The sequence below is a fragment of the Photobacterium marinum genome, from assembly GCF_000331515.1.
Taxonomy (GTDB): Bacteria; Pseudomonadota; Gammaproteobacteria; order Enterobacterales; family Vibrionaceae; genus Photobacterium; species Photobacterium marinum.
In genome coordinates, this window is the sequence record NZ_AMZO01000033.1 from 141,921 (window position 1) to 163,372 (window position 21,452).

The following is a 21,452-nucleotide window of genomic DNA, read 5'->3' on the forward strand; positions in this document are numbered from 1 at the left end:
CTTTATTTACAATTAACTTAGGACAGGATCGAAGAAACCAGCAATAAATTGGCGGGAAAAAGTATGCAGCAAAGCAGTATAGTCCGAGGCAGGCCAGACTACTCAAAACAGAAAAGTGCAGAATAAAATGCCAGGTAACAGCAGGAAGGTTATATCAAACTGAACAATAGCCAGAATAAAATAGTCTGAACTGGCAACTCCAATTATTGTCCAGTCTGATATTACAGCCGGATATGCACCAGTACCGGGGTCAGGCGGTATTTCAGGTTAGGGATTTTCGCAATCCAGCGCTGCCATGGACGCCAGCGGGAGCATGAGTGATCCAACGGGCTATGGCTGCTGACCAGCTCAGCCCAAGGAAGCCAGTTCAATATCTGGCGTACCGGATCCTTGTAGCCATGCCGATAAGTATCAGCACCCATCTTCTGCGCCATTGCGGACTCACAACGATCCCCGGCAATAACAAAACAAGCTTCTATCTGACTGAAGTGGCAGCCGATACGCTGAATGAAATTCGCCAGTTCATTATCATTACATTGCAGCAAAGCCTGATCGCACAGCAGCAATACCGGGGCATTCCCCGTCGCCGGCAGCGCCTTAAGCCAGGATAAGTCGGTTACCGAACCCTGACGCATGGTATAGCGCTCACTACGGTGAAACAGACGCTGTCGCCACAACAGGTTTTCATCGGTATCCAGCTCGAACCAGCGGCAACGGCCGTTATCAAGACGGTAGAAACGGGTATCCAATCCCGCCCCGACATTAATGATCCAGCCATTGGGATGACGCCTGAGAAACTGTTGGACCAAACGGTCACACTGCAGAGTAAGGGTGGCATGCAGCAACTGGCGTTCAGTAACATTACCAGCGAGGCAATCAGGTTTGAGGTGGCATTGACTACAGGCCGCAGCAGCAACCGGGTCATAGATTAGCCCGTCATCAACCAAACTCTCGCGGCTACGTAGCCAGAGCGGTTGGAGCAAGGCAGTAGGAATATTGTAGCGGGAAGAATTGGCCATTATCATCTCCGTATGAAAGCAAGAAGATGATAATGACTATCATTAACTTTTGCAAAACATTCTGTTCAAAAAAATGGCTATTTTTACACCTCAGACGGCATAAAAACAAAGCCTGTCAGCAAAAGCTTTTTGTTGGCAGAGAGTTACATCCAGTCGCCGTTGCGGATCACCCCGACAGCAATACCTTCGATGGTCAGCTGCTGGTAATTCAGATCGACAACAATCGGCTCGAACTCTTCGTTTTCAGCATGTAGCAGCACCTGGGAACCCTTCTTCTCCAGACGCTTAACGGTGACATCGTCTTCCACCCTGGCCACCACAACCTGACCGTTGTGAACGTCCTGGGTTTTATGCACAGCCAGCAAATCGCCGTCCATAATACCGATGTCTTTCATACTCATACCATTAACCCGCAGCAGAAAATCAGCGCGGGGTTTAAATAATGCCGGATCGACTTCGTAATGAGTTTCCACGTGCTCCTGAGCCAGAATAGGCTCACCCGCAGCAACCTGACCGATCAGCGGCAGGCCCTGCTCTTCAGAACTCTGGGTATCCAGCAGCAGGCGAATGCCACGAGATGCTCCGGGAATGATCTCAATCACTTCTTTACGCGCCAATGCTTTCAAGTGCTCTTCGGCAGCATTGGCGGAACGGAATCCAAGTTCACGGGCTATCTCAGCACGTGTTGGCGGCATTCCAGAATCTTCAATTTTTGCTTTGATCAAATCAAAGACTTCTTGTTGGCGCGGCGTTAACGGCTTCATGGCTCACCCTGTCTGTTTATACAGTTCACTGTGAGTATATCCAGTGTTCACTGGCTTGAAAAGGCAATTGTTTACGAAAAGAGCAATTTACCAAATGACATAAAAGGCAGGTTGCTGTTAAAGCAAGGGTTTTGCAGTTAAGTCCGGCGAAAAACCGCATAACTTCTCGGAAAAGTGTGATAAGCAGCAAATGGCACAAAAAAGAACAATAAGTTACAGAAAATCTGATGCAAATTTGATATTCAACCAAAACTATGTGGCATTTAGCAGCAAACCCGCTGGCATTTTCTGCTATTCTTGCCACGCATTAAGAATTCGAGGCTAGTAAAAGATATGTCAAGTTGGCAGAAAATCTATCGAAATTTATTAAATTTGCCGCTTTCTCTGCTGGTTAAAACGCATTCCATCCCTTCAGATCCAATGGCGGATCTGGAATTAGATTTAGAACGACCGATTATCTATATTCTGCCGTTTTGTTCTAACACAGATTTAATGACCCTGCGCAGCAGCACAGAGGCACTGGGATTGCCTGATCCGCTGCAACCACTGGAGATTGGCGGTAAGTCTTACGTCCGTTATGTATACATTGCCGAAGGCCCGAGCGTGTTCGGCTCCGACAGTGAACTCCCGCAAGAATCCAAAGACCTGTTCACCGCCCTGCTTGAGCACCACAAACAAGACAGCGAGCTGGATGTCCAGGTTGTTCCGGCATCTATCCTATGGGGACGCAAACCTGGTAAGGAAGACAACCAGAAACCGACCCTGCGCCCGCTGAACGGACCGGAAAAATTCTTCACTATCTTGGCCCACGGCCGCGACTGTATGGTACGCCTGAGCCCGGCGGTATCGCTGCGTTATATGGCCGACCACCACGGCACCGACGATTCCATCGCCCACAAACTGGCGCGTGTCGCCAAGATCCACTTTTCGCGTCAGCAGCTGGCCGCTTCCGGTCCTAAGCTGCCGGATCGCCAGGCCCTGTTCAAGCGCCTACTGGCATCCAAGGCAATCGAGAAAGTCGTTGCCGAAGAAGCAGAAAGCCGCGACGTGCCGGTAGAGAAAGTACGCAAAGAAGCCATTGATATGATGGAAGAAATTGCTGCCAACTTCTCTTATTCACTGATCAAGCGCGGTGACCGCTTCCTTGGCTGGCTGTGGAACAAACTCTACCAGGGTCTGAATATCCATAACGCCCAGCGCGTCCGTCAACTGGCCCAGGACGGTCACGAAATCGTTTATGTTCCGTGTCACCGCAGTCACATGGACTACCTGCTACTGTCTTACGTTCTGTACCAGGAAGGCTTGGTTCCACCGCACATCGCTGCCGGTATCAACCTGAACTTCTTCCCGGCCGGTCCGATTTTCCGCCGTGGTGGTGCTTTCTTTATCCGCCGCAGTTTCAAAGGTAATCGCCTGTACTCAACCGTATTCCGTGAATACCTGTCTGAGCTGTTTGCCAAAGGTTACTCGGTTGAATACTTCAGCGAAGGTGGCCGTTCCCGTACCGGACGCCTGCTGCCGGCGAAAACCGGTATGCTGTCGATGACCATCCAGGCAATGCTGCGTGGCCTCAACCGCCCGGTAACTCTGGTGCCAGTTTACATCGGCTATGAACACGTAATGGAAGTAGCAACCTATGCCAAGGAGCTACGCGGCAAACGCAAGGAAAAAGAAAACGTCGGCCAGGTGCTGCGTACTCTGCGTAAACTGCGCAACCTCGGCCAGGGTTATGTGAACTTCGGTGAGCCTATCTCGCTGAACCACTACCTTAATGACAAGGTGCCTGAATGGCATAACGATGTCGACCCGATTGAACCGCCGCGCCCGCAGTGGCTGAACCCGGTGGTCAATGAGCTGGCCAATAAGATGATGACTCACATCAACGATGCGGCAGCCACCAACGCCCTGACCCTGAGCGCCCTGGCCCTACTGGCATCACGCCAACGTGCGCTGAGCCGTGAAGAGCTGGAGCAGCAAATTGACTGCTACCTGCAACTGCTGCGCAATGTACCGTACTCAGAGCAATGCACCATGCCGGATAACACCGCGGCAGAACTGGTTGGCCACGCCATTGATATGGATAAGTTCATTGTTGAGCGTGACAGCCTGGGCGACATCATCTCGCTTAACCGTCAGCAGTCAATCCTGATGACATACTACCGCAACAACATTATCCACCTGTTTGCGATGCCGTCGCTGATTGCCCACATAGTGGTTCAGCACCAGCGCCTGAGCAAGGATGCACTGCATGAGCAGGTTGAGCTGTTGTACCCGTTCCTCAAAGCAGAGCTGTTCCTTCGCTTTGAAAAAGAGGAACTGACTGAGGTAATCAATGCCCAGATCGACGAACTGATTCGCCAGCGCCTGATCCTGAAAGAAGGTGATGATATTGCCCTGAACAGCGCCCGTATCGGTCCGCTGCAGCTACTGGCACGTACTATATCTGAAACACTGCAGCGCTATGCGATTGCCCTGACCCTGCTACGCTCTGAGCCGCAGCTGATGAAGAGCGATCTGGAGCAACAGAGCCAGATGATGGCCCAGCGCCTGAGCCGACTGCACGGTATCAATGCGCCGGAATTCTTCGATAAAGGTGTATTTGCCACTCTGGTGAAGACCCTACGGGCGGAAGGCTACCTCAATGAGGACTGCCACGCGGTATCGCATCCGGTAGAAAACCTGGCCGAACTGTTGGCTGCACTAGTTTCACCGGAAGTAAAACTGACAATCCAGGCAGTAATGAACCGGGAAGAAAAAGTAGAAGAATCCGAATCCGCAGCCTGATAATACAAGGCTAGGGTTCAGTTCCTTATACCAAATTCAGCAGGTCCTCCGGGACCTGCTTTTTTTCGTCGGTATTCCGCCACACAGCTTTAGAGCTATCATGTTCCAATTACTCCCAAAGCTGTACTTGGCTAGCAAAACCCAACTTAATAGACTGAATTTAAAGAGCATAATAAAATTCACCAGCTATACCACTTCCTCGTAAGTACAGCCTAGGGAGCTTTGGGTATATCGGTGGTAAAAACCTCTCTTAACCACCATTAGCTTTCTAACAGATAATCACAGGCACAAAAAAAGCGCCGGATAAAGGCGCTTTTGCATGATCTGCTAATGACAGACAGCTAACTGATTTGTGAACAACTAGCCGATACAAACACTGGCCGCAATACCAACCCAAATCAGCATTCCGACATAGTTGTTGTTCAGGAAAGCACTGAAGCAAGGACCGCGCTCTCGGCCGCGGATCAGCATTTGCTGGTAAACAAACAATGCCGATGCCAGTAGCAGGAACCAGAAATACAGCTGGCTCAGTGACAATATCGCGCCAACGGCAATCAGGAATACCAGGGTGCCTAACTGCAACAATCCGACGATGACTTTATCGAATTTACCAAACAGGATAGCCGTTGATTTGATACCAATTTTCAGGTCGTCATCGCGATCAACCATGGCGTATTGGGTATCGTAAGCAATCGTCCACAAAATGTTGGCTGCGAACAACAGCCAGGCAACAACCGGCAATTCACCGGACTGCGCAGCGTAAGCCATCGGGATCGACCAGCCAAACGCGATGCCCAACACCAACTGCGGCAGATGGGTATAGCGCTTCATAAACGGGTAAGTTGCCGCCAGCAACAAACCAACCGCAGACAACATAATGGTCAGGGTATTCATGGTCAGCACCAGCAGGAAGGACACCAGCACCAGTAGGCCAAACAGGCCCAGTGCCTCACGCTCGGTGATCCTGCCCGACGGCATCGGCCGCTGTGCCGTTCGCTTCACATGGCCGTCAAAATTGCGATCGGCATAATCATTAATCACACAACCTGCCGCCCGCATAAAAATCACCCCGAGCACAAAAACCGTCAGGACATGCCAGTCCGGCATTCCATCCGCTGCCAGGAACAATGCCCACAGGGTCGGCCACAGCAGCAGTAAACTACCAATCGGACGATCAAACCGCGCTAACTGCCAAAAGGCTTTAGCTTTGCTTATTTCCAACTTTGAGTCTCCTTCGCATAAACAGGGGCTGCATCCAGAAACAACTCAGCGACCAGCAGGGGCTTATCGTTAATCCACAACCGCGAACGTCGAGCCCACATCGGGTCATCTTTCGTGCCAACATTGGCCACCATCAAGGCATCACGTCGCGCACTGCGATCGGTAAATACCCGAAAACCTAACGGCATTTCACCCAGCTGCTCTAAATCGCGCTCCGGGCCAGTCAGGGTTGATAACGGGATCAGTGTACGGGCAAACACCCAAGGTTCCCCGTCTCCTTTCAGGACAACTTTGCGTACCAGGCAGTCACCATCACCAATCAGTGACCGTTCATCATCGGTCAATTGCGACGGGTCTACCCGGAACTGCTCTATCAGGGATACGCTGAAATGCTCACAATAGCGCTGAAATCGGCGCGACAATGAATCAGGTTCAAGCAACCAATGCCCAAACTCAGTCCCTTCAATGGCTGTTTCTTCCGGTGCCTGCCATTTGGCACGAGCCAACAAGGGCTTGTACAACTGCTTGAATTTCGACATTTTTCTAATAAAAAGTATACCAACCTGTCATCAGGGGGTTGGTAGAGTACGGTTAATTTATTACCATGAGGAAACACTATTGTAGCAAGCTGTAACGGGTACGAATATCGTTACGATCGAAAGAAAGCAAATCATTACCTGAAATCCCGATAAATCCATGAGTGTAATAATGAGACAGATTATCTTAGGCTTCACCCTGCTTTTTGCCACTCTGCTGGCTCCGTTTAATGCTTCGGCAGAAGAAGAAAAAGCCGCAAGCCCGCAATACACTTATTACACCCTGTCCCCGGATATCACAACCAACTACTACACCCAGGGCAAACGCATCGGCTATCTGCGCCTTCAGATTGACCTGATGGTAGCCGACCCGGATTTGATCAAAATTGTCGAGCACCACTCCCCGCTGATCCGTGATGCCATCATTACCATTATTGGCCAGCAACCAGAGGCCAAAATCAAATCTCTGGCCGGACGAGAAGAAATCCGCCAGGCTTGCCTCAACAAAGCCAATGAGCTGTTGATTGCAGAAACCCGACAGAAAGTGCTGACCGAGCTGCTGTTTACCAAATACCTTTATCAGTAAGCTCGAATTAACGGGTCACAGGTATAAAAAAGGCGCTTCAGCGCCTTTTTTACTATTTACTCGCCACAACTTCTAAGCTGCAGCAACCGAACCGGCCTGACGCTGCTGATCAATATACTCGACAACCGCTATCTGCTGCCCGGCATCGAGATACAACCCCAGCTTACTGCGCCGCCACAGCACATCTTCTGCCGCCTGAACAAACTCATGCTCAATCAGGTAATCAAGCTCGCAAGCATACAGGCCCTCACCGAAATGCTGTCCCATCTCAGCTTCACCGCTGATCCCTTCCAATATTTTCAGAGCACGCGTACCGTAATTGGTCGCCAGGCGCTCAACCGTGAAGTCGGATAACCAAGGACACTGGTGCTGCAACCGGGCAGCCAGGCTTTGGCGATCAAATTCCACGTCACCGCCCGGCAGGCAAGCGTTCGCCGTCCAGGAGGCCCCCATTTTCGGGAAGAAGGGTGCCAGCTTCACCATCGCCGCTTCAGCCAGTTTGCGGTAGGTTGTCAGCTTACCGCCAAAAATAGACAGCAACGGCGGGTTGTTCCCTTCCTGCTCCAGCTCAAGGGTATAGTCGCGGGTGATCGCCTGCGGTGAATCAGATTCATCATCACACAGCGGGCGAACACCACTGTAAGTCCAGACCACATCATCACGGGTCAGCTTGCGGGTAAAGTGGTTGTTGTAGACATCAAGCAGATAACGGATTTCATTGTCATCAATCGCCACATCACGAGGATCGCCATGATATTCCACATCAGTGGTACCGATGATCGAGAAACGATCCAGATACGGAATCACAAACACAATCCGGCTGTCTTCATTTTGCAGAATGTAAGCCTGGGTCTGATCATGTACTCGCGGCACCACAATATGTGAGCCCTTGATCAAACGGATATTGCGCGGTGATGCCTCTTCCATACTCTGATCAAAAAAAGTTTTCACCCAAGGACCTGCTGCATTAACCAGAGCATGAGCCCGGCGCTCAAACGTCTCACCGGACAAAGTGTCTCGCACGGTAACCCGCCACAACTCTCCTTCCCTGACCGCCTGCTCTACCTTACAGCGGTTACGAACCTCCCCGCCACGCTCTGCCACTTCCATGACATTGAGGATCACCAAACGAGCATCATCAACCCAACAATCGGAATACTCGAACCCCTGAGTAATTTCCGGCACCAGTACAGAATCCTGACCGAACTTTACCCCATGGCTGGCTGGCAGTGTGGTTCGCTTACCCAAGTGATCATAAAGAAACAGACCGGCACGGATCATCCAGGCCGGGCGCAGATGCGGACGGTGCGGCAGGCGAAAACGCATAGGATGCGCAATGTGTGGGGCCTTACGCAACAGAACTTCACGTTCTGCCAGCGCTTCACCGACTAAGCGAAATTCATAATGCTCCAGGTAACGCAGACCGCCGTGGATCAGCTTAGAGCTGGCTGAAGATGTAGCTGATGCAAAGTCCGCCGCTTCGTACAGACCGACCTGCAGCCCGCGTCCAGCTGCGTCCGCCGCAATGCCGGCACCATTGATACCGCCCCCGACGACAATCAGATCCAAGACTTCCTTTGCTGTTTCCCGCATAGACACCTCAATCAATATGGAATAAGTTCGAAAATGTTCGTTTACGTTCGATATCGAGCATAATAGATCATAAATTGATTAAGATCATTATTTTTTGTTTTCGATTTGTTACAAAAACCATGTAGTTATTAGGGCTTTAACAAAAAACGGGCTGCCATTACTGGCAGCCCGTTTGCAAGAATCTGTCTGTTTATCGCAAGCGATGGATCAGCTGATGATTTCCATATGAATTTCATTTTCCGCTAGCCGCTTGGCCAGCTCAGCCGGAGGCTCCTGATCGGTAAACAGCATATCAATCTGGCTGATATCACCAAGGTTAACCATGGCATTACGGCCAAACTTAGTATGGTCGACCCCTAGCAGCACACAGCGACTATTCTCAATAATTGCCTGTTTCACCCGAACTTCATGGTAATCAAAATCCAGCAGCGAACCGTCAAGGTCTATGCCGCTGATCCCCATAATGCCGAAATCCAGACGGAACTGGGAAATGAAATCCAGCGTCGCTTCACCGACAATCCCGCCGTCGCGATTACGCACTTCGCCACCGGCCAGAATCACCCGAAAGTCATCTTTGCCGGTCAGGATACTGGCAACATTGAGGTTATTGGTCACAATACGCAGGTCATTGTGGTCAAGCAAAGCACGGGCAACCGCTTCTGGTGTCGTGCCGATATCAATAAACAAGGTTGCCCCATCCGGGATGTGTTTGACCATGGCCCTGGCAATCTTGTCTTTCTCTGCCAGCTTCATCACCTTACGGGTGCTGTATGAGGTATTGACGGAGCTTGAAGGAATGGTGGCACCGCCATGGTGACGACGGATCTTGTTATCCGCGGCCAGCTCATTGAGATCACGACGGATAGTTTGCGGGCTCACGTTAAAACGCTCGACCAAATCATCAGTGCTGACATAGCCGTGGGTTTTAACGAGATCGATAATTTCCTGATGTCGTTTACTTTGCTTCACTACAGACGCTGCTCCTAGTTGCAACAAGGCTCCGCGATTGCGAAGCCTTGTCATATTACCTAGAGCGTTATAAAGATGCCAATGATGGCGCTCTCAATCACGCATTTTGTTGTTCAGCTTTAGCTTCCACAACTTCCTTATGAAGCCGGCTTTCACCAATTAGTGCCAGGGTCAGGAAGAAGATAGACAGACCACAAGAAGCAGTCAGTACCATGAAGCCGCCGTCCCAACCGAAGTGGTCAACGGTGTAACCCAAGACAGCGTTCGCCGCTACCGCACCACCAAGGTAACCGAACAGACCAGTCAGACCTGCTGCTGTACCTGCCGCTTTCTTCGGAGCCAGTTCAAGTGCATACAGACCAATCAGCATAACCGGACCGTAAATCAGGAAGCCGATAGCAACCAGTGCAATCATATCGATGGTTGGGTTGCCCGCCGGGTTGAACCAGTAAACCAGTACCGCAACAGTAACCAGTGCCATGAACAGGATACCTGCCGGAGCACGGCGGCCTTTGAAGAATTTATCAGACATCCAACCACACAATAGCGTACCTGGAATACCAGCCCACTCGTACAGGAAGTAAGCCCATGAAGACTTATCCACGGTAAAGTGTTTTGCTTCACTCAGGTATACCGGTGCCCAGTCCAATACACCGTAGCGGATCATGTAAACAAAGGCGTTTGCAACTGCAATGAACCACAGCAGTTTGTTGTTAAATACATACTTGAAGAAGATTTCCTTCGCTGTCATCTCTTTCTCGTGAGACTCATCGTAGCTGTCAGGATAATCATCTTTGTGTTCTTCGATTGATGGCAGGCCACAAGACTGCGGAGTATCGCGCATTACCAGCAGGGTAAATGCTGCAACCAACAAAGCAAAGAAAGCCGGTACGTAGAAAGCAGTGCGCCAGTCATCATTGAATGCCCACAGACCCAGCAGGAACATAGGACCAATCAGGCCACCACCCACGTTATGGGCAACGTTCCAGACCGATACAATCTCACCACGCTCCTTACGAGACCACCAGTGAACCATGGTACGGCCACAGGCAGGCCAACCCATACCCTGGAACCAGCCGTTCAGGAACAGAAGGATAAACATAGCCGCAATACTACTGGTCGCCCAAGGCATAAAACCGAAGCACAGCATAACAATGGCCGACATCGACAAACCAGCGGCAAGGAAATAACGCGGGTTAGATCGGTCTGACACACTACCCATCAGGAATTTAGACAGGCCGTAAGCAATAGATACCGCAGCCAGGGCCACACCCAGGTCACCGCGGCTGTAGCCGTATTCTTCAATCAGGTAAGGCATTGCCAGACTGAAGTTTTTGCGAACAAGGTAGTAACCGGCATAGCCAAAGAAAATACCAATGAAAAGTTGCCAACGCAGGCGCTTATATACGGGATCGATCTGCCCGTCAGGGAGACGCTCCGTATGTGCAGCAGGTTTGAAGATGCCAAACATAAGATGTTCCTTAAAATTTTGTTGTTTTAGCGATGGTTTTTGCGTAATCGCAAATGTAGGGCGAGCGAAAATAATCGGTTGCGCTCAAGGTATGCAAATTATTGCGCGAATAGTGAGTTTAAAATGTGAAAAGAATCAAAAACGAAGATTTAATTTCCATCTATGGTGCTTTTACTCTAAAACTTTGACATATATCCGGAAAAAACAAGCATAATCAGTAGGTAATAAAGTGAAAACAGCAGGCAAGAAATCTTGCCTGTAGTCATCAGGAAATGCTCTGGCGCCGCCCCTTGGCGTCCAGCAATGCCAGCCCGCAGCCACTAATCAGGCCAAACAGGTGAGCCATATTGGCCATATTGACCCCCAGCGGCTGAGCAAAGCCTAAAACCAGCCAAATCAGCATAAAGGCGACATAAGATTTAGGAATAGTCAGCCCCCGCTCCGGGGCCAACCAGCCCATCCACCAGAAATATCCCATCAGCGCATAAACCACGCCCGACAGGCCGCCGAAATTTGGCCCATGCAACCAGAACTGAGCGAAGCCGGAGATCAAAGCGGAAATCAGAAACACCTGCATCAACTTGCTACTACCGCTATGACGCTCCAGCTGACCGCCGAGCAACCACCACCACAGACAATTGAAGACGATATGCACAGTCGAAAAATGCAGTAATGCGTGAGAGAAGAAGCGCCAGATCTGCCATTGGTCACCATCCATAAACGGAAAGTGCAGCCAGTTGAACACCGGTTGCTGCAAGCCAAACAGCCACAACGCATAAATCGCAATAGCGACCACCATCACCGACAGGCAAAAAGGCCCAGCTTTAGCTTTGATGATAGCCAGCAGATTTGGGCTACGATAATGAATCTTCGCAGTCCGGGTTTCAGCCACCTGCCATGATGCCGCCAGATATTTACTGTCGCCAGGATTAGCCAGGAACATATTCAACTCAGCCTGCACCTCAATCAGATGCTGTGCATCATTCAACCAGATGGCAAACATTCCCTCCGGCTCCGGGGCCATAGTCAGATTTATCCCACGCGACGCCATATAATCAATGAACGCCTGCGCCTGGCGAGGATTGTTCAGACCGGCTAAACGATACATTCAGTTCTCCACTAACAGGGCTCAAGCCTGTGAAATACAAGGGTAGGCCTGTCGGCGCCAGGCCTCAAAACCACCATCAAGGCTATATACAGTATCAAAGCCCTGATTAACAAGATATTGCGCAGCTCCCTGACTGCTGATGCCGTGATAACACATCACAACGACCGGCTGCTCAAAATCCACCAGCTCCATAAACTGAACAATTGTATCATTAGTCAGGTGAAAGGCTGACTCAGCATGTGACTGAGCATATGACTGAGGATCACGGATATCCACCAACACCGCCTTCAGGTCTTCCTGCTGCAACAGCAGGTAAGCCTGCTCTACCGAAATGTGCTCAAACTGATCCATGGGCTGCCTCATTATTCTTTCTCAACATTGGCTAACTGAGTCAATAGCCGAAATAGTATGTAATTGTCATTGGGTGATCTTCGTGGCAGAAAAAATGTGATGATCATCCGTTCTAGGATCCCGACCGGAGCAAATCGCCCGGGATACTGCCACCGCATCATTGTACCCCACAAAGTTACTCACAACCTCACAGAGATAGTAAGGCTATCAACAACAGCAACCTCCTTTACTGAGATCAGGCAGGACAAGGTTTCTTTCGTTACCCCCACTCCATCAAACTTATTCACTGATCATTTTGCCACCAGCTGTGGAAAAAACTGTGAATAGCGTTGATAATGTGTTTTGCTAGATTTGGATCCACTACATATAGATTGGATCCGATCAAAAGCTGTGGATAACCTTTCATTTGATCCACAAAGCTACTCACATATGTGATTTATCTCCCAGAAATCAGGAACAAAAAAGCCGGCTCTAGGCCGGCTTTCTTTAATTCAATCGTGTGGATAAAAAATCGAGGATCCTTAGATCACATCACCCACAGCTTCTTTCAGCTTTTTCATGGCATTTTTTTCAAGCTGGCGGATCCTTTCCGCCGAAACGCCATAATGATCCGCCAACTCTTGCAGTGTGGTTTTCTCATCATCTAACCAGCGGGAACGGACAATATGCTGGCTACGCTCATCCAAACTTGCCAATGCCAATGACAAACGGTTATTGGCATAGCTTTCCCAGTTGTTTTCTTCAAAGCTCAGCGCAACATCCGAAGACTTATCTTCCAAGTAATAAACCGGGGCCGACGGAGCACCATCACGATCATCATCGTCAGACGGCATCTCAAAAGTAGAATCCTGAGCGGCTAAGCGCGATTCCATCTCTCTCACTTCGCTGGCATCCACACCCAACTGTTCGGCAACCATCTCGACTTCTTCATTATTGAACCAGCCCAGACGTTTCTTCGCCTTACGCAAGTTGAAGAACAACTTACGTTGCGCCTTGGTGGTCGCAACTTTAACGATCCGCCAGTTACGCAAAACATACTCGTGGATCTCAGCTTTGATCCAGTGGACAGCAAACGACACCAAACGTACACCCACTTCAGGATTGAAGCGTTTAACCGCTTTCATCAGGCCAATATTGCCTTCCTGAACCAGATCCGCCATCGGCAGGCCATAACCTGAATAGCCTCGGGCAACATGTACCACGAAACGCAGATGAGACATAACCAGCGCCTTCGCCGCGTTAATATCACCATCATAGTGAAGACGCTCAGCTAACTCGCGTTCCTGCTCCGCCGACAGCATCGGGTAGCTGTTGACGCTCTGGATATAACCGTCCAGGCTGTCTGCAGAAACTAAAGCCATTGATGTCATCTCTTGTGCCATTCAATCAACCTCGTGTGTTGTTTGTATCTATTTTGAACCAATGAGAAATCACTTTAACCTGTAATGATGCCCAGAATTCGAGCACCTTTGCAAGCAAGTCGCGTAATTTACATCATTTATAGAGTCAAAAACGTCAGATCGGTTCAATTTCTTTCAAATGGCGACCCGCCGAAAGGCGTGCAGCCAGCAGGCCAAGAAACGCTGCCACCATAAACAAAATCAGGGTTTCGTCCCAACGCAGGCCGACCAAACGGTAACTGCTGTCATATAACGCAGCCAGTTTTGCCACCGCGTTATCAAGCAGTATAGTCACAATCGCGGTCAACACCCAGGCAACAGCTGCCCCGATAAAACCATACCAGGCACCGGTATAAAGGTACGGGCGCAGAATAAAACTATCAGTCGCTCCTACCAGCTTCATCACCTGAATTTCGTTTTTATGATTCTGTACCTGCAAGCGCAGAGTATTACCGACAATCAGAAAGACCGCAAACAACATCAGGCCGGACATCAAAGTTGCCATGGTTACGGCCAAATCCTTAATTGCCGCCAACCTCTGCAGCCAATCGCTATCAAGACGAACTTCGTCTACGGTTGGCTCGGTACGAATTTTGGCAGCCAATTCTGTGGCACGCTCACTGGTTTGCCACTCCGATGCCGGACGCACCACCACTACCGATGGCAACGGGTTTTCATCCAGCAGGCTAAGAGCCTGATCAAAGCCGGCATGATCACGAAAATCCGCCAGGCCTTGCTGCGGTGAGATATACTCCACCGATTCAATTTCCGGCCAGCCACGCAGCTGATCGCTGAACTGGTTAGCAACCGGTTGAGAAATATTCTGATCTAAATAGAGGGTCAGTTGGGTCGGGTTCTGCCAAGCCTGGGCAACCAGGGCGACATTTTTCGCCAGCAGATAAAAACTGGCCGGTAGAGTCAAGGCAAAAGAGAGCACCGCCAGGGTCAATATATTGCCCAGCGGCCGCCGCATCAATTCTTTCAGTGCCCCCAGGCATTGTTGCTTATGCACGGCAAAATAGCCGGTTTGCTCACGCGCCACGTGCTATCTCCCTCAAATGTCCTTGATGTAGGTCCAACCGCCGGTAGTCATGGGTACTCAGCAGCGACGTATCATGGGTCGCCATCAGCACACTCACCCCTACCCGGTTAAATTCTTCAAACAGTCGCATCACTTGCTGCGATAACTCGGCATCCAGGTTACCGGTCGGCTCATCCGCAACCAGCAGGCGCGGCTTGTTCACCACCGCCCGGGCAATCCCGACCCGCTGCTGCTCACCACCGGAAAGCTGAACAGGCAGACAGCGGGCTTTATCCAGCAGGCCAACCTTGTCCAGCGCTGCCGAAACCCGGCGCTTGATGTCTTTTTCCGATGCCAGTTCCACCCGCAGCGGCAAAGCTACGTTGTCATAGACACTGCGATCCATCAGCAACTTGTGGTCCTGGAAAATAATCCCGATATTGCGGCGCAAAAACGGGATCTGACTGTTATCGAGACGGGTAATATCATGACCGTTAAAGAAAATCTGGCCATCACTCGGCCGTTCAATCGCACAGATCAGTTTCAGCAGGGTACTCTTGCCCGCGCCGGAATGTCCGGTCAAAAACGCCATCTCTGCCTGTCGCAGATGAAAATCCACTTTTTGCAGGGCCTGACGGCCACCGCGGTAAACCTTACTAACCTGCTGAAACCGAATCACGATTTATTCCTCGTCACTAAATAACGCTGCAATGAACTCATCAGCGGCGAACGGACGCAAATCTTCAATACCTTCACCGACACCAATGTAGCGGATTGGAATATTGAACTGATCGGCAATGGCAAAAATTACCCCGCCTTTTGCTGTACCATCCAGCTTGGTAATGTTGATACCAGTCACCGGAGCAACTTCACTGAACAGTTTCGCCTGGCTGATCGCATTCTGGCCGGTACCGGCATCCACAGTCAGCATAATTTCATGCGGCGCCTGCGGATCGACCTTCTTCATTACGCGAACAATCTTACGCAGCTCTTCCATAAGGTTGCCTTTGTTCTGCAAACGACCTGCAGTATCAGCAATCACCACGTCGATATTTTTGGCTTTCGCCGACTCAATGGCATCGAAAATAACCGAAGCACTGTCAGCACCAGTATGCTGGGCAACCACTGGCACGTTATTACGCTCACCCCATACCTGCAGCTGTTCAACAGCAGCGGCACGGAAGGTATCACCCGCCGCCAGCATCACTGACTTGCCTTCATTCTGGAATTGCTTAGCCAGCTTACCAATGGTAGTTGTCTTACCCACACCGTTCACACCGACCATCAGGATCACGAACGGCTTACGGGTAGTATCAATCACCAGCGGCTGCTCGACTTTTTCCAGCATATCGCCCAGTTCATCTTTTAGCAGAGCATACAGGGCTTCACCGTCCTTCAGCTCCTTGCGATCGGCTTTTTCAGTCAGGTTCTCAATAATTTTCAGCGTAGTGTCCATGCCCACATCGGCAATCAACAACTGCTCTTCCAACTCTTCAAACAGCTCGTCATCGATCTTCTTGCCACGGAACAAGCCCATAAAGCCGGAACCAAAGTTGGTCTTGGTTTTCTTCAGGCCACGCATCAAGCGGCTAAAGAAACCCTCACTCTTCGGCTTTTCCTGTTCATGAACCTCATGTTCCTGAACTTCAGGTTCAGGTTCAGCTTCGGTTTCCTCTACAGCTTTAGCTTCTTCGGCAACCTTAGCTTCATCAGCTGCTTTCGCCGCCTGGGCTTCAGCCTCTTCTGCAGCTTGCGCCGCTGCCAAAGCTTCCGCTTCTTCTGCCGCCTTGGCCGCCGCCAGTGCTTCGGCCTCTTCAGCAGCCTGTGCCGCCGCCACAGCTTCCGCTTCTTCTGCCGCTTTTGCCTTGGCAGCCGCAGCCTCTTCTTCAGCTTTAGCTTGCGCTACTTCGTCTTGTGCCGGCGCCTGTTGTTCAGCACCCGCTTCAGTTTCGACCTCTTGCTGGTCTTTCAGTTGTTCAGTTTGCTCGGTTTGTTCTTCAGAACCAAAACCCAGCCACGAGAATAATCCGCGTTTCTTTTTTTCTGCCATTGGCAAATCCTAGAGCTTGATTGGTACAATTTGCAGCCTAAAAACAGGTGTATACTATCATTTTCTAATCGGTCGAAGAAATCTATGACGAGACGCAGACAACAATCAGGGCGAAATATGCCAAATAACCGCCGAGAAGGATTCGTAAGAATCATCAGTGGTCGCTGGCGCGGGCGTAAACTACCGGTCCATGATGTTGAAGGTCTCAGACCTACCACTGATCGCGTAAAAGAGACAGTTTTCAACTGGTTAGCTCAGGATCTTTATGAGGCCAAATGCCTGGATCTGTTCACTGGCAGCGGTAGCCTGAGCTTCGAAGCCCTGTCCCGCGGCGCAGACAGCGTCACTATGATTGAGCTGGATAAAAAAGCCGCCGATCAGCTGGAAAAAAACCGAGCAACGATCGGTGCGGACAACGCCACCATCCATAATACGGATAGCCTGAAGTTCCTGAGCCAGCCTGGCACACCTCACGACGTGGTCTTTATTGATCCCCCGTTCCGCAAAAACCTGCTTCAGGATGTTTTCAGCCTGCTGGAAGAGAATGGCTGGCTGGCACCGCATGCCATCATTTATATTGAAGCAGAAAAAGAGCTGGGCGAGCTGGATACCCCATCCCACTGGCATTTACACAGGGAAAAAACAGCCGGTCAGGTCTGTTACCGGTTATTTGAAAGAGAGGAAGCATGAAAGCGCTGATTTTATTAGCCAAGGCGGCAATTGGATTCGTCTGGCTGGTTTTGCTGGTTAATATTTTCTACCCGTTCCCGGGCGTTGCCGCGATGGCACTGTATATCATGACCGGATTTTTACTGATGATGCACGGCCTGCAGATGCTGATCTTCATCGGTGCTTTCGGTGACAAAATCGAAATGAGCCGCTGGGAAAAGTGGTCAATTCTTATCTTTGGCATCTTTGCCCTGCTGGATATCCGACGCAAGCATATGATGTAGAAGCGAGAAGCGAGAAGCGAGAAGCGAGAAGCGAGATCAGATTCTGATCTCGCTTTTTTATTTCAACAATTAAAAGCCAAAGAACTTGCGGATTCCGTCGAGGAACATCTGAGTCGACATCATAATTAGCAACAGGCCCATCAGGCGCTCGACCGCCTTCAGTCCTCTTTCACCCAGCAGGCGATTGAACACTTCGTAGAACATCAGGATCACAAACGATGCGCCCCATGCCATCAGCACCGCCAGCACCCAGTCCCAGGTTCGTCCCGGCTCCTGGTTTGACAGCAGCAACAGCGACGCCAGTACCGACGGTCCGGCAATCATCGGGATAGCCATCGGCACGATAAATGGCTCTTCACCGGCAGCCAGCCCGGTCACCCCACCCGGCTGCGGGAAAATCATCCGAATCGCAATCAAAAACAGAATAATACCGCCTGAAATACTGACTGTTTCCGCCGATACATGGAGGAAATTCAGCATCTTCTGACCGCCAAACAAGAACATCAATAAGATGAACAACGCAATCAAAAGCTCACGCACCATGATAATACGTCGTCTTTTCGGCTCAATATGCCGCAAAATAGACAACATTACCGGTAAGTTACCCAGCGGATCCATGATCAAAAATAGCATGACCGCCGCAGAAATGATTTCCACAGAGCAGACCTCAGACAGAGATTAAAGACAGAAAGTTAAGAAAAACTACGGTATCAGCAGGGACGCTGACAAAGAGGGGAAAAGTATATCAAAAGAACAGCAAGATGGCGATATTTTTACCACCTTGCCTGCAAATTCTCTCAGGGAATGAGAATCAGTGGTTACACATGCGTTCTTTATTGGCTGCAATGGTATCGCCATTCTCTACAACCTTGCGGCGATCCAGCAGGAACGTCAGCAAAGCATCAAAGGTCAGGCCTTCCTGGCTACAGGTATGAAAACGAACATCTTCACCATATTCAGCAATAACCGCTTGTTTTAAAGACTCTTTGGTATATGGCGCCTCAGCAGCCAACAGCATATTAAGAACGTTATGGGCATGGATCTGGTTCATGGTTTCACTCGCAGTCATCAAAAAGGGATAAGCTGATTAAACCACACTAGCGACGGGCCAGATTGACCCAGAACAAATTATTGCATTTAAAATGTATGTTTATCATGTCCGCACTGCCAGCATATTTCAAACTGCCCTTCGTTCTGCTCTCCGCAGTTCGGACAACGCCAGTCAGGATAATCCGCATTTTCATAACGCTCGATCAGCACTCGGGCTGCCGTAACCTGGTTTTCGCAAACCCAAATCCCGACCTGTACCACATCAGCAGGCAGTTCGCCGGCCGCGGAACCCAGGCTTTCACCACTGAGCTGCACCGCTATATTTTCATTCTCCAGCATGCCTTTAAGGCTGTGCGCCTCAAGATTATTCGCAGCGTTATACACCTTCACCCATGGTTCATTCATCTCGCACTCCTTGCAGCACAGCCGCCGCTCTGACAATGAATTAAAGACAAAGACCGCAATCAGCCCAGTTCACTTCCCTTTGCCGTTAAGCTAACAGTGACGCCACAAACAACGCCTGAGCCAGATAATAACTGGTCATCACCACTGCCGTTGCTGAAGTAAGGGGACCGCGGAAGCGGTTCATCGCCAGCACGGTGTCTGACAACATAAAGACTAATGCACCGGCAAAAGCCAGCACACTGGCAGTGGAGCCGACAGTCAGCCAGAACTCACCTGCCGCCCAAGCCATCTGTACTATCACTGCAATATACAGAGCAACAGGCAAGATCAGTGAACCAAGGGAAGGCAGGAAAAGCAAAAACACAATGATCCCACCGGCAAACAACAAGGCTGGCAGCCACCAGATGATATTGCCTTCAAACTGACTCCAGAATGCCAAGGAATAGGCGATATGAGCCAGCAAAAAGCTTACCAACCCCTGAACAAAGCGGTCTTTGGGCAACATCAGTAAGATATCACCGACAACCGACAGTATCAGGCCGACAAAAATCGCCTGATGATAAAAACCATCCAGCCCTGACTGCCAGGCCACCACCATCAGCAATACCATGGTGAACGGTTTGAACAGGTAGTACTGCCACTTAGGTCCGTTATAAGCGGCTGTAATATGTAACAGAGCGGAAAAAGAGATGGCTAACCATACCCACATAACTTCACCGATATCATTATTGTTATAAGCAGGAACAGTTTAGAAAGCCCGCAGTGATTGTCTAGCTATGAACGACGAGAACTAGACACCGATTAAAAAAACATAAGGGATCAGCTGGCTGAAAACAAAAAAACAATTTTCCGATACACAGCACACAATATAAATAACGACCAACCTGAGTCTGATAGCTCGTAGAAATCAACATAAAGCCGGGCATTCACCGCCTGAGATAAATGAATAACACTTTATTGCCATCAATCAGTCACCAACTAAGCAGAAAAGCGTCAAAAATACGTCTTTACGCCATAGTTAACACCATTTTAAATCAATAACTTAAATGCAAAAACCGTATTTAAGCATCACAATCTCGACCTTGACTCCCATCATCGGCAGTTTCGCTCTCAGCCAGCAGTCACTTATCCCGACAAAACTCATTCAAGAATAATTATCTACAATCAGTGAGATCAGCGTCACAGTTAACTGTTGTCAGTATGTAACACACCCTTCAAATCACCAAGTTGAGCCTGTCAGCCGACACCGATCGCCCAAAAACCAACAATCTCAAGAAAAACAAAAAAAACCAGAAAAACGCAGAAACAAAACCCTTAAATTCAATAACTTAAACAAGAAAGAGCACAGCACAATCACAGAGATCACATTTTAAACACCTCAAAAAACACAATTTAATAGCCCTAAAACAGCCATTATTAGATAACAAAACTTTACTTTTTCCACCAGAATCACATTAGGGCTTGCCTAAACCCCAAAAACAGTGCTATTCTTTAAACCAAGTTAAGATTAGCAGCTAATAAGGAGCCTACCTATGATTACTTCATCTCAAAAACAAGGGCTTATGATGATCGCAGTGGTTGTCGGTTTAATGACGCTGCCTGTAATCTACTAAGCAAAAAATAAATTCATGAAAAAAGGTGCCTGAAGGCACCTTTTTTTGTTTTCACGCACAATGTAGAAAGAACCGGAAATCATCCCTCAAGGGGCGATCAAATGAGGGGGAAAATCAGGGAGTCAGGTTAATACGATGCCAGTGTTCTGAATAGAACCATACCGCCAGAGCAGTGAATCCAAGCACAACCAATGCTGCCACCGTCCAGACAAAACGGCCGCTTCGTGGTGTTAGCTCCTCTTCACAGTCCCGACATGCCGCCAGGAACCCGGCTTTATCATCCAGTTTGTACCCTTCTTCATGGACTGTCTTGTTACGTACAGTCGCGATAAATCGCAGCTTGGGGATAATTTCGTGGGGCAGACGCTCTTCACAGCTAGTGATCAGCTGGTGTAACCCTTTACCTTCCGCATGGTAGCGTTCGCGAAGTAAGTGCTCTATGCGCCTTGTACGAGTCACGACGAGTTCAATATTGGCCATAAACAGACCTCCTTTCTGCTCTCTTGTTTCTACCTTACCGTGACTTTCGAGGCATGCCCAGCCCGATAACATTGATTT

General features: G+C 49.7%; 22 protein-coding genes. 4 read left to right on the forward strand and 18 right to left on the reverse strand.

Going from position 1 to position 21,452, the window contains the following annotated elements; genetic code table 11:
• Positions 1 to 221: 221 nt before the first annotated feature.
• Together C942_RS19725 and lexA are read right to left on the reverse strand one after the other, a co-directional pair.
• Positions 222 to 1,019, reverse strand: a complete 798-nt coding sequence (locus C942_RS19725) for a class I SAM-dependent methyltransferase (protein ID WP_007469516.1) — start codon at positions 1,017 to 1,019, stop codon at positions 222 to 224.
• A gap of 143 nt (positions 1,020 to 1,162) precedes the next feature.
• Entirely contained in the window at positions 1,163 to 1,783 is a 621-nt protein-coding gene (lexA, locus tag C942_RS19730; protein ID WP_007469518.1) for a transcriptional repressor LexA, read from the reverse strand.
• A 333-nt stretch (positions 1,784 to 2,116) separates the two neighbouring features.
• Here lexA and plsB point away from each other — a divergent pair, with 333 nt between their 5' ends.
• Positions 2,117 to 4,567: a glycerol-3-phosphate 1-O-acyltransferase PlsB gene (plsB, locus tag C942_RS19735; protein WP_007469520.1), complete on the forward strand. Its 2,451-nt coding sequence runs from the start codon at positions 2,117 to 2,119 to the stop codon at positions 4,565 to 4,567.
• 360 nt (positions 4,568 to 4,927) lie between these two features.
• Here plsB and ubiA read toward each other — a convergent pair whose 3' ends face one another.
• Together ubiA and C942_RS19745 are read right to left on the reverse strand one after the other, a co-directional pair.
• The gene (gene ubiA, locus C942_RS19740) at positions 4,928 to 5,788 is read right to left on the reverse strand and encodes a 4-hydroxybenzoate octaprenyltransferase (RefSeq protein ID WP_007469522.1); all 861 of its coding nucleotides are present in this window, start codon (positions 5,786 to 5,788) and stop codon (positions 4,928 to 4,930) included.
• Complete coding sequence (locus C942_RS19745; RefSeq protein WP_007469524.1) at positions 5,779 to 6,327, reverse strand: chorismate--pyruvate lyase family protein; 549 nt, start codon at positions 6,325 to 6,327, stop codon at positions 5,779 to 5,781. Before C942_RS19745 ends, ubiA begins: the two co-directional genes overlap by 10 nt.
• A 169-nt stretch (positions 6,328 to 6,496) precedes the next feature.
• Between C942_RS19745 and C942_RS19750 the strand changes: the two genes are divergently transcribed.
• Entirely contained in the window at positions 6,497 to 6,910 is a 414-nt protein-coding gene (locus tag C942_RS19750; protein ID WP_007469526.1) for a flagellar basal body-associated protein FliL, read from the forward strand.
• Positions 6,911 to 6,982: 72 nt separating this feature from the next.
• Here the strand turns inward: C942_RS19750 and glpD are convergent, their stop codons facing one another.
• The 9 genes from glpD to ftsY form a co-directional block, all read right to left on the reverse strand.
• Positions 6,983 to 8,503 carry a glycerol-3-phosphate dehydrogenase gene (gene glpD, locus C942_RS19755; RefSeq protein ID WP_007469528.1) on the reverse strand — a complete coding sequence of 507 codons (1,521 nt, stop codon included), beginning with the start codon at positions 8,501 to 8,503 and terminating at the stop codon, positions 6,983 to 6,985.
• 207 nt (positions 8,504 to 8,710) lie between these two features.
• Positions 8,711 to 9,472, reverse strand: a complete 762-nt coding sequence (locus C942_RS19760) for a DeoR/GlpR family transcriptional regulator (RefSeq protein ID WP_007469530.1) — start codon at positions 9,470 to 9,472, stop codon at positions 8,711 to 8,713.
• A 97-nt stretch (positions 9,473 to 9,569) separates the two neighbouring features.
• Positions 9,570 to 10,943, reverse strand: a complete 1,374-nt coding sequence (gene glpT / locus C942_RS19765; protein WP_007469532.1) for a glycerol-3-phosphate transporter — start codon at positions 10,941 to 10,943, stop codon at positions 9,570 to 9,572.
• Positions 10,944 to 11,208: 265 nt separating this feature from the next.
• Complete coding sequence (gene glpG / locus C942_RS19770) at positions 11,209 to 12,051, reverse strand: rhomboid family intramembrane serine protease GlpG (protein WP_007469534.1); 843 nt, start codon at positions 12,049 to 12,051, stop codon at positions 11,209 to 11,211.
• Positions 12,052 to 12,072: 21 nt separating this feature from the next.
• Positions 12,073 to 12,402: a thiosulfate sulfurtransferase GlpE gene (gene glpE / locus C942_RS19775; protein ID WP_007469536.1), complete on the reverse strand. Its 330-nt coding sequence runs from the start codon at positions 12,400 to 12,402 to the stop codon at positions 12,073 to 12,075.
• Between the two features lie 521 nt (positions 12,403 to 12,923).
• Complete coding sequence (gene rpoH / locus C942_RS19780) at positions 12,924 to 13,784, reverse strand: RNA polymerase sigma factor RpoH (RefSeq protein WP_007469540.1); 861 nt, start codon at positions 13,782 to 13,784, stop codon at positions 12,924 to 12,926.
• A gap of 133 nt (positions 13,785 to 13,917) precedes the next feature.
• Positions 13,918 to 14,844 (reverse strand): permease-like cell division protein FtsX, encoded by a 927-nt coding sequence (gene ftsX, locus C942_RS19785; RefSeq protein ID WP_007469542.1) that lies wholly within the window; start codon positions 14,842 to 14,844, stop codon positions 13,918 to 13,920.
• The gene (gene ftsE, locus C942_RS19790; RefSeq protein ID WP_007469544.1) at positions 14,834 to 15,502 is read right to left on the reverse strand and encodes a cell division ATP-binding protein FtsE; all 669 of its coding nucleotides are present in this window, start codon (positions 15,500 to 15,502) and stop codon (positions 14,834 to 14,836) included. Before ftsE ends, ftsX begins: the two co-directional genes overlap by 11 nt.
• A 3-nt stretch (positions 15,503 to 15,505) precedes the next feature.
• Positions 15,506 to 16,873, reverse strand: a complete 1,368-nt coding sequence (gene ftsY / locus C942_RS19795; protein WP_007469546.1) for a signal recognition particle-docking protein FtsY — start codon at positions 16,871 to 16,873, stop codon at positions 15,506 to 15,508.
• Positions 16,874 to 16,957: 84 nt separating this feature from the next.
• On the opposite strand from ftsY, the gene rsmD reads away from it, so the two are divergent.
• The gene (gene rsmD / locus C942_RS19800; RefSeq protein WP_036801253.1) at positions 16,958 to 17,563 is read left to right on the forward strand and encodes a 16S rRNA (guanine(966)-N(2))-methyltransferase RsmD; all 606 of its coding nucleotides are present in this window, start codon (positions 16,958 to 16,960) and stop codon (positions 17,561 to 17,563) included.
• Entirely contained in the window at positions 17,560 to 17,826 is a 267-nt protein-coding gene (locus C942_RS19805; protein WP_007469550.1) for a DUF1145 domain-containing protein, read from the forward strand. Before rsmD ends, C942_RS19805 begins: the two co-directional genes overlap by 4 nt.
• Positions 17,827 to 17,895: 69 nt before the next feature.
• Here the strand turns inward: C942_RS19805 and C942_RS19810 are convergent, their stop codons facing one another.
• The 5 genes from C942_RS19810 to C942_RS19830 form a co-directional block, all read right to left on the reverse strand.
• Positions 17,896 to 18,483, reverse strand: a complete 588-nt coding sequence (locus C942_RS19810; RefSeq protein ID WP_007469552.1) for a YhgN family NAAT transporter — start codon at positions 18,481 to 18,483, stop codon at positions 17,896 to 17,898.
• A gap of 154 nt (positions 18,484 to 18,637) precedes the next feature.
• Positions 18,638 to 18,877: a YecH family metal-binding protein gene (locus C942_RS19815; RefSeq protein ID WP_036801287.1), complete on the reverse strand. Its 240-nt coding sequence runs from the start codon at positions 18,875 to 18,877 to the stop codon at positions 18,638 to 18,640.
• Positions 18,878 to 18,963: 86 nt separating this feature from the next.
• Positions 18,964 to 19,281, reverse strand: coding sequence for a putative signal transducing protein (locus C942_RS19820; RefSeq protein ID WP_007469556.1), 318 nt, complete (start codon positions 19,279 to 19,281; stop codon positions 18,964 to 18,966).
• Positions 19,282 to 19,366: 85 nt separating this feature from the next.
• Positions 19,367 to 19,990 (reverse strand): lysoplasmalogenase, encoded by a 624-nt coding sequence (locus C942_RS19825; RefSeq protein ID WP_007469558.1) that lies wholly within the window; start codon positions 19,988 to 19,990, stop codon positions 19,367 to 19,369.
• 1,018 nt (positions 19,991 to 21,008) lie between these two features.
• Complete coding sequence (locus C942_RS19830; protein ID WP_007469560.1) at positions 21,009 to 21,374, reverse strand: hypothetical protein; 366 nt, start codon at positions 21,372 to 21,374, stop codon at positions 21,009 to 21,011.
• Positions 21,375 to 21,452 lie beyond the last annotated feature (78 nt).